We start from the raw sequence: 9,263 nt of genomic DNA, 5'->3' as shown, positions 1-9,263 counted from the left end.
TTTCTTGGATGTATGGTTTATAGTTTCTCGTCAACTCTATTATACCATATCCGGTGAGGGGTTATTTGTTTTTTGCAGTTAAAAAATGCCGTATTTATGCGGCTTGTGGCGTTTCGCAAACGACTAAATGATATACAGAATAGGAGGGATTGATAAGTGTCGGATATTACAAAAAGAGCATTAGAGGCATCTCTTAAAAAGATGTTACTGAAAAAACCGGTTACCAAAATTACAATTAGTGATATTACAGAAGACTGCGGTGTCAACCGTGCAACTTTTTATTATCATTTCAAAGATATTTATGACCTCATTGAATGGTCCTGTGAGGAGGATTCCTGCATAGCAGCAAATGGAAATACTACATATGATACATGGGAACAGGGATTTCTGAATATTTTTCAAGCCGTAGAAGAAAACAAGCCTTTTATACTTAATGTTTACCGTTATGTGAGTCAGGAACAGATTATTCAATATCTGTACAGGGTTGTTTATCAATTGATTATTAACGTTGTTGAAGAATGTGCACAAGGCATGAGTGTCAGGGAGGAGGATAAAAAATTTATTGCCGATTTTTACAAGTATGCTTTTGTAGGTATGATGCTGGACTGGATACGGCAGGACATGAAACCATCACCGGAAAAGATGATTTTCAGACTGAGTAATTTAATAGAGGGAGATATCATTCGTATGCTTGAAAAATGCCGGATTGATAAGCCATATGATAATATCAACAAATGATGGAGTTTGTCGAAAAAAACAACAATATAGCCCTGTCATCGAAGAATTCGATGATGGGGCTATATTGTTGATTGAGAGTAGTTATCATACAATGTATATTGAGGATGTAATTGAAAAACATATATAACGAATTGAAATTCAGGAGGTATGATTATGTATTATTCAAGTGGAAACTATGAAGCTTTTGCTCATCCGAAGAAACCAGAAGGAGTAGATCACAAGTCAGCTTATATTATTGGTACAGGGCTGGCAGCACTTTCAGCCGCATGTTACCTTGTCCGTGATGGTCAGATGAAAGGTGAACGTATACACATTTTTGAAAAAGATCCGATTCCTGGTGGTGCCTGTGATGGGTTTGAATATCCGGGTGTAGGTTATGTAATGCGTGGCGGACGTGAAATGGATAACCATTTTGAAGTTATGTGGGATTTGTTCCATTCTATCCCATCTATTGAAACTGAGGGAGTCAGTGTACTGGATGAGTATTATTGGCTCAATAAAGAAGATCCGAATTACTCCCTTTGCCGTGCTACTGTCAACCGGGGACAGGATGCACATACAGATAAGAAATTTGCAGTTTCAGACAAAGCACAGATGGAGATCATGAGGCTGTTTTTCACGCCGGATGAAGAATTGTATGATAAACGTATTGATGAATATTTTGACGATGAAGTATTTGATTCAAACTTCTGGCTGTACTGGCGGACGATGTTTGCGTTTGAAAACTGGCACAGCGCACTGGAAATGAAGCGTTACATTAAGCGGTATATTCACCATATTGGAGGGCTTCCTGATTTCACCGCTCTGCGCTTTACAAAATATAATCAGTATGAGAGTATGATCCTTCCGATGGTAAAATATCTGGAAAATGCCGGTGTCGTATTCCACTATAATACAAAGGTTGTAAATGTTGAGTTTGATGTTACATCCAACAGAAAGCAGGCTACCCGTATTGAAATTGAGGCGGAAGGTGAAACACGTTTCGTAGACCTCACAGAGGATGATCTTGTGTTCATCACAAATGGTGGATGTGTGGAAAACTCTGCAATGGGATCCCAGAATACGCCGGCTCCATATAATCCGGAAATCAAGCCAGGAGGCGGATGGGATATGTGGAGACGTATTGCCGCCCAAAGCCCTGACTTTGGAAATCCGGATAAATTCTGTTATGACAGTGAGCTGTGCAACTGGATGAGTGCCACTGTGGAGACACTTGATCAAAGAATTATTCCATATATCACAAATATCTGTAAACGAGATCCGTTTACTGGTAAAGTGGTCACCGGCGGTATTGTATCTGTAAAAGATTCCAGCTGGCTTTTGAGTTGGACGATTAACCGTCAGCCACAGTTCCGTTCCCAGCCAAAAGACCATTGTCTCGTTTGGGTATATGCGCTCTTTAATGACAGACCTGGTGACTATGTCAAAAAGCCAATGAGAGATTGTACAGGAAAAGAGATCTGTATGGAATGGCTGTACCATATTGGTGTGCCGGAAAACGAGATCGAAGAACTGGCTGAGAACAGTGCAAATACAGTTCCAGTTATGATGCCTTATATTGATGCCTTTTTCATGCCTCGTAATGATACGGATCGTCCAAAAGTTGTGCCTGATGGAGCAGTAAACTTTGCATTTATTGGCCAGTTTGCCGAGACCGCAAGGGATACTATTTTTACAACAGAGTATTCCATGCGTACCGGTATGGAAGCTGTTTATACCTTGCTTAATGTAGACCGTGGAGTTCCGGAGGTTTGGTGCAGCACATATGATGTGAGGGATCTTTTGAATGCGACTGTCAAATTGCGTGATGGAGAACCACTGACTCAGATGAAGCTGGGAATCAAGGAAAAGATTGCTGTTAAAAAGGCTTTAGACTTTATCAAAAACACAGATGTGGAAAAACTGCTGAAAGAATATCATGTTATTTGAGTTTGAAAAAATTGAAATAATCATATTCTTTTCCATGATAAACAAATAAGCAAAAGCTTTCCGTTGTCGACATTTATGTCGGCAATGGGAAGCTTTTATTGATCTTGGACTTTGAATGAATCCAGACAAACATGTTAAGATTGCCTAGTTTTTGGATATATAGAAGACGTTTGCCCATAGAAGAAGAATGAAATAGTATGTAGAATTTAGGCAGAAAAAGAGAATGGAGGTGAAAATATTGAAAAAGATTCGTATGGCAAGAGATGGGTATGTTTTGATTTCAATTATTTTCTATATAGTTGGAATCGTATGTATGACAATACCATCTATATCCCCACTGGTGCTATGTATCACAGGGGGCATCATCTTAGTTGCTTATGGAATTGTTAAGATTATTGGATATCTTTCAGATGATTTGTATGATCTGGCTTTCCAATATGATCTGGCTTGTGGAATATTCCTGATAGTGCTTGGTGTGATAGTGCTTGGATGCAATTTGCGTATCCGTTCATATCTTTCACCAGGACTTGGATTGTTGATTTTGCTTGATGCTGTATTAAAAGTTCAGACTGCAAAAGACGCAAAAGTATTTGGACTTGAAATATGGAAATGGATATTGACACTTTCCATCATTGTAGCTACTTTTGGTATCTTAATTATAATAAAGCCTTTTCAAGAAAGTCAAATCAGTCATGTCATTATTGGATGCGGTTTCTTTGCAAAAGGTCTCATGAACCATCTCACGGTCAAGGAGACGGTGAAGATTGCAAAACAAATCCAAGGACAGGAAAAGAACGAGGAAGATACTGACTGGGAAGAATAGCATGTTTAAGTAAAATTTATTATTAACAAATATAAAATCTTAGGAGGAACTCTATTATGAACGCATCAAATACTTTAAAGAAACTGGGAATTGAGCAGACATTCAATTATATTTACAAGGACCCGGATAAGCATATGCCGAAGATGATGGACTGGGCGGATAAATTTGCTGATGGTGAATTTATTTCTCAGAGAAAAATAATTCGGGATGCAATTACAGATCCGGAACATCCTTATTATCACTATATCCGCCGTCTTTTTAAAGAGGTAGCTCCCAATGTGACTAAGACACTTGCCGTGAATCTGTTTATTAATGCCAGTCTGGTTGGCTGGAAGAAGGAAGAAGAACTGAGAAAGAAGTATAACTGTAATATTCCATGGGCTATCCTTCTGGATCCTACATCTGCCTGCAATCTGCACTGTACGGGATGCTGGGCGGCGGAATATGGACACAAATTAAATCTTACTTTTGATGAGATTGATGATATTATCTGCCAGGGAAAAGAATTGGGCGTTTATTTTTATATTTACACTGGCGGCGAGCCACTGGTTCGTAAAAAAGACTTGATTCGGATCTGTGAAAAGCATTCGGATTGCGTATTCCTCTGCTTTACAAATTCCACATTAATTGACGAAGAATTTGCGGATGAAATGCTCCGTGTAGGTAATTTTGTACCAGCCATTTCTCTGGAAGGATTTGAAGAGGCAACTGATGGACGACGTGGAACTGGTGTATATCAGAAAGTACGTAAAGCCATGGAACTTCTCAGAAGAAAGAAACTGATTTATGGAATCTCTTGCTGCTATACCAGCGCTAATTATGATTCAATTACATCAGAGGAATTCTATGATACATTGATTGAAATGGGTGCCTATTTTGTATGGTATTTCCATTATATGCCGGTAGGAAACGATGCTGTTCCAGAGTTGATGCCTACACCGCAGCAGCGTACCGGAGTTTATGAGAAAATCCGTCGTTATCGTGCCACAAAGCCATTGTTTGCACTGGATTTTCAGAATGATGCAGAATATGTTGGCGGATGTATCGCCGGTGGTCATCGCTACTTACATATAAATGCTAACGGTGATATCGATCCATGCGTATTTATCCATTATTCAGATTCTAATATTCGGGAAAAGACGCTTCTGGAAGCACTGCAGTCACCGATGATGATGGCTTACCATGATAATCAGCCATTTAATGAAAATATGCTTCGTCCGTGTCCTATGCTGGAAAATCCTGACAAGCTTCGTGCAATGGTTGAAAAATCAGGTGCTCACTCAACAGATCTTCAATCTCCAGAAACGGCAGAACATCTTTGTGCAAAATGTGACCAGTATGCGAAGAATTGGAAGCCGGTTGCAGATGAGCTTTGGAAAGAGAACAGGGCGAAAAAGAAAATTGTAGATTAAAGAAAAACTATAAATTTGAACATTGAAGTATTTATTCAGGTAATCGAAATAAATGAAAGGAAATAAAAAATGAACAAAAGTAAACGATTTTTTACATCAGAGTCTGTCACTGAAGGGCATCCAGATAAAATGTGTGATGCTATTTCAGATGCCGTGCTGGATGAATTATTGAAGCAGGATCCTATGAGTCGGGTGGCGTGTGAGACGATAACTACTACAGGTCTTGTTATGGTAATGGGAGAAATTACTTCCAATGCATATGTAGATATCCAGAAGGTGGTTCGAGATACAATCAGGGAAATTGGATATACAAATGCAGAGTATGGTTTTGATGCAGAAACCTGTGGTGTGTTGACAGCCATTGATGAACAGTCGGCAGATATAGCAATGGGTGTGGATAGGGCTCTCGAGGCAAAAGAACATAATTTGTCAGATGAAGAGATTGAAGCTATCGGAGCAGGGGATCAGGGAATGATGTTTGGATATGCGACGAATGAGACTAAGACGTATATGCCCTATCCCATTGAGCTTGCACATAAGCTGGCCTTGCAGCTGACAAAAGTACGAAAAGATGGAATACTTCCATATTTGAGACCAGATGGAAAAACCCAGGTAACTGTAGAGTATGATGAAAAGGACAAACCATTCAGACTGGATGCCGTAGTGCTTTCTACACAGCATGATCCAGACATAACACAGGAACAGATTCAGTTGGATATTAAAAAATATGTGTTTGATGAAATCCTGCCTGGTGAAATGGTGGACGAGAATACAAAATTCTATATCAATCCAACAGGCCGTTTTGTAATAGGTGGACCGCATGGAGACAGTGGATTGACAGGCCGTAAGATTATTGTAGATACATATGGAGGATATGCGCGGCATGGTGGCGGAGCTTTTTCGGGAAAGGATTGTACCAAGGTGGACCGTTCTGCATCATATGCTGCCCGTTATACGGCAAAAAACATTGTAGCGTCAGGGTTGGCTGAAAAATGTGAGGTGCAGCTTTCCTATGCTATTGGTGTAGCACAGCCCACCTCAATTATGGTGGACACGTTTGGAACAGGAAAACTTTCAGATGAGAGAATTACGGAGATTGTAAGAGAGAACTTTGATTTTCGCCCAGCTGGTATTATCAAAGAATTGACTTTAAGAAGACCTATTTACAGACAGACAGCTGCTTATGGACATTTTGGAAGGGAAGATGTGGATCTTCCATGGGAAAGGTTGGATAAAGCCAATGAATTAAAGAAATATTTGTAATAGTATAAAAATGGCACAGGAGGATTATGAGATGAACGTTGCGATTGTAACAGACAGCAACAGTGGGATCTTTGAACAAGAAGGAAAGATTCTAGGTGTCCATGTCATTCCAATGCCGGTGATTCTGGAAGGGAAAACATATTATGAAGGCATTGATTTAATTCATGAGGAGTTTTATCAATGCCTTGAGGAAAACAGAGAAGTTTTTAGTTCACAGCCTTCGCCGGCAGAAGTGACAGACATGTGGGATAAGCTGCTATTATCTGAATATGATGAAATGGTATATATTCCAATGTCCAGTGGACTCAGTGGATCCTATCAGACAGCTCAGGCCCTGGCGCAGGATTATGAAGAAAAAGTACAGGTGGTTGATAATCATCGTATTTCTGTTACCCAGAGGCAGTCTGTGTTGGATGCACTGGTGCTGAAAGAAAAAGGGTGTTCTGCAAAAGAAATAAAAGAAGCTTTAGAACAAACTGCTTATGAATCCATTATCTATGTAGGCGTGGAAACCTTAGAATATTTGAAAAAGGGAGGACGTGTTACTCCGGCGGGAGCTGCCATGGGCACATTATTAAGTATAAAACCACTGCTCGTAATTGCTGGAGAACGTTTAGATGCCTATGCAAAAGTTCGTGGAACAAAAAGCTGTAAAAAGCGTCTGCTTATGGAAATGAATACAATTGCAGATGAATTTCTTAAAAATAGTGATGAGATATATGTGGGCGTCGCAGGGAGCTTCGGAAAAAAGGAAGAACATCAGGAATGGATGGAAATGACCCAAGAGATGTTTCCTTGGGAAGATGTTAAATACGATCCGCTGACATTCAGTATCAGCTGTCATGTGGGGCCAGGGGCTTTCGGTATGGGGATAAGTAGAAAAATAAGAATTTAGAATAAGTGGGGAATCAAATGAAGCGTTCATGGTTTAGAGCATTGCTCTTGAGACGAGTACAAGTATTATATCTGTACGCCATATTTGATTGTCGATGACAGCATGGTATCTGCATTGTGCTTAGCGGTTAAAAGCGGTGTAGATGTGCGGATTATCACTCCTCATATTTATGACAAGGCCTTGATTCATTTGACTACACGATCATTTTACAGGGAATTGATATATGGTGGTGTGAATATATATGAATATTCAAAAGAATTTATGCATTCTAAAATATTTGTTTCCGATGACCAGATAGCGACTGTAGGAACAACGAATTTAGATTTTAGAAGCCTCTATCTGCATTTCGAATGTGGAGTATGGATGTATAACAGTAAGGCAGTATTACAAATAAAAAAAGATTATTTTGATACATTGAATGAGTGCACGCAGATTACATTAGAAGAGTGTATAGAAAGGTTGCCAATAAGGGTATTTCAGGAAATCTTGAGAATATTTGCCCCGCTAATGTAAAGAGCACCGCCAAGTTGAAGCGGTGCTCAATCTATTCGGGTATTATATACTTGAAGATTCGGACAATTCAAGAAATGCCTGCTTCAAAGAATCTCCAATCAAATCCGTAATACGAGTAACTGACTTCAAAAGGTCAAAGTTCATGTTTTTGTCCAGCCAATCTAATGTGTATCCAAGAAGGCAACATTTATAGTACTGTATTAGGATAGTTTTATCTTCAGAAGGAATATTCAAATCTTTGGTAACAGTATGTATGTATTGAGTTACTGTGTAGAGTATGATTCTTTCCAATTCGTTTTGGAATACATCTCGTTTCACAGAACGGTATATATGGAGCATGGCCTTTTTGCGTTTTAAGCAACGTTCAACAATTGGAATCAAGCAATCCGTCGGTGAACCAAAATGTCCGTTAGTCTGGATGATTTGATCTACATCAGATTTTATTGTAGTTTCCAGAAGCTCAGGAATGTCATGAAAATGATAGTAAAAGGTGTTTCGGTTGACTTGGCAGCGTTCTACAATATCCCTTACAGTAATCTTGGTGTAGGGACGTTCTTCCAGCAACTGCCAGAAAGCATCTATGATGGCAGATTTTGTATGGTTCATATATATATCAACTCGCTTTTTGTTTTTTATATCGTAGCATAAAATGTCGAATGATACAATGATGCAGAACAATGAAAAAATTTGGAAAGATGATAAAAGGTATTTTGAAAATATGGTTCTTTTATTTGATAGTATGTCTAGCAATCCTGCCTCTGTATCACAAACGAGCTGATGAAGAAAACAGAGAGTGTGAAAGGGTGTTAAATATGGCTGGACAGGAGAGAATATTAAATATTGAAAATAATGTGGATGCGTTGGTGTGGCGGCTCCGTTTAATCGAATCGGCAAAAGAAAATATTATGCTTTCAATTTTTGATTTTCGTGACGATAACAGTGGTCAGGATATGATGGCTGCACTATTAAATGCTGCAGATAGAGGTGTAAAAGTTCAGATATTAGTTGATGGCATAAATGGAACATTATATTTGAAAGGAAGTAGAAATTTTCGGGAACTTACGTCGCATGAAAATGTGGAGGTTAAGCTATACAATCCTATTACGCTGATAAAACCGTGGAAAAATAATTACAGAATGCATGACAAATATTTGATTGCAGATGATTTTGCTTATATTCTCGGTGGAAGAAACACAGATGATTTATTTCTTGGTAATTATATCGACTCATATAATGAGGATAGGGATATTCTGGTCTATGAAACGGTTCCGGGTGAGGGTAATTCTTACATCCAGATTCAGGATTATTTTAAAAAGGTATGGAATCTTTCCTGTTGTAGAATGTATAGAAAACATGAAGGTATTAACGGAAGATTAAGAGAACACTATCAGGAAGTCAGAGAAAAACATTCAGAAGCTTTTTGTGAAATCGATTGGTTTGAAGAAACGATAGAGACAGAAAGTATTGAACTTTGCACCAACCCTATAGATCCGGATAATAAACAGCCGCAGGTTTGGAACAGGATGGTAAATGAGATGGAAGAAGCGGACAACATTCTAATACTGATGTTGTATAAATAAAGTTGACACCTTATTCTCAAAGAATTCATGTATAATAAAGAGAATAAGGAGGAACTCTCAATGTCACGTACCCAACGTAAATACGACCACGAATATAAGGTCCAGGCTGT

General features: G+C 38.9%; 9 protein-coding genes. 8 read left to right on the top strand and 1 reads right to left on the bottom strand.

Translation table 11 applies throughout. From position 1 onward, the window contains the following. Window positions 1-156 precede the first annotated feature (156 nt). The 7 genes from FYJ57_RS14245 (at window position 157) to FYJ57_RS16440 (ending at window position 7,573) form a co-directional block, all read left to right on the top strand. A complete protein-coding gene (locus FYJ57_RS14245; protein WP_328597498.1) occupies window positions 157-738 on the top strand; it encodes a TetR/AcrR family transcriptional regulator in 582 nt (193 codons plus the stop codon). A gap of 153 nt (window positions 739-891) precedes the next feature. Further along, on the top strand, window positions 892-2,667 hold the full coding sequence (locus FYJ57_RS14240; RefSeq protein ID WP_087315751.1) for an oleate hydratase: 1,776 nt from the start codon (window positions 892-894) through the stop codon (window positions 2,665-2,667). A gap of 238 nt (window positions 2,668-2,905) precedes the next feature. Continuing rightward, complete coding sequence (locus FYJ57_RS14235; RefSeq protein WP_205840003.1) at window positions 2,906-3,490, top strand: DUF308 domain-containing protein; 585 nt, start codon at window positions 2,906-2,908, stop codon at window positions 3,488-3,490. Window positions 3,491-3,546: 56 nt separating this feature from the next. Next, the gene (locus FYJ57_RS14230) at window positions 3,547-4,902 is read left to right on the top strand and encodes a radical SAM/SPASM domain-containing protein (RefSeq protein ID WP_154433167.1); all 1,356 of its coding nucleotides are present in this window, start codon (window positions 3,547-3,549) and stop codon (window positions 4,900-4,902) included. Between the two features lie 69 nt (window positions 4,903-4,971). Beyond that, on the top strand, window positions 4,972-6,165 hold the full coding sequence (gene metK, locus FYJ57_RS14225; protein WP_154433166.1) for a methionine adenosyltransferase: 1,194 nt from the start codon (window positions 4,972-4,974) through the stop codon (window positions 6,163-6,165). Between the two features lie 31 nt (window positions 6,166-6,196). Continuing rightward, the gene (locus FYJ57_RS14220; protein WP_154433165.1) at window positions 6,197-7,060 is read left to right on the top strand and encodes a DegV family protein; all 864 of its coding nucleotides are present in this window, start codon (window positions 6,197-6,199) and stop codon (window positions 7,058-7,060) included. A gap of 102 nt (window positions 7,061-7,162) precedes the next feature. Then, window positions 7,163-7,573 (top strand): phospholipase D-like domain-containing protein, encoded by a 411-nt coding sequence (locus FYJ57_RS16440; protein ID WP_154433164.1) that lies wholly within the window; start codon window positions 7,163-7,165, stop codon window positions 7,571-7,573. Between the two features lie 42 nt (window positions 7,574-7,615). On the opposite strand, the gene FYJ57_RS14210 is transcribed toward FYJ57_RS16440, so the two are convergent. After that, window positions 7,616-8,179 carry a TetR/AcrR family transcriptional regulator gene (locus FYJ57_RS14210; protein ID WP_154433163.1) on the bottom strand — a complete coding sequence of 188 codons (564 nt, stop codon included), beginning with the start codon at window positions 8,177-8,179 and terminating at the stop codon, window positions 7,616-7,618. 71 nt (window positions 8,180-8,250) lie between these two features. Between FYJ57_RS14210 and FYJ57_RS14205 the strand changes: the two genes are divergently transcribed. Continuing rightward, the gene (locus FYJ57_RS14205; protein ID WP_154433162.1) at window positions 8,251-9,153 is read left to right on the top strand and encodes a phospholipase D-like domain-containing protein; all 903 of its coding nucleotides are present in this window, start codon (window positions 8,251-8,253) and stop codon (window positions 9,151-9,153) included. Window positions 9,154-9,263 lie beyond the last annotated feature (110 nt).

The organism is Oliverpabstia intestinalis, assembly GCF_009696065.1.
Taxonomy (GTDB): Bacteria; Bacillota; Clostridia; order Lachnospirales; family Lachnospiraceae; genus Oliverpabstia; species Oliverpabstia intestinalis.
This window is presented reverse-complemented; position numbering and strand designations above follow the sequence as displayed.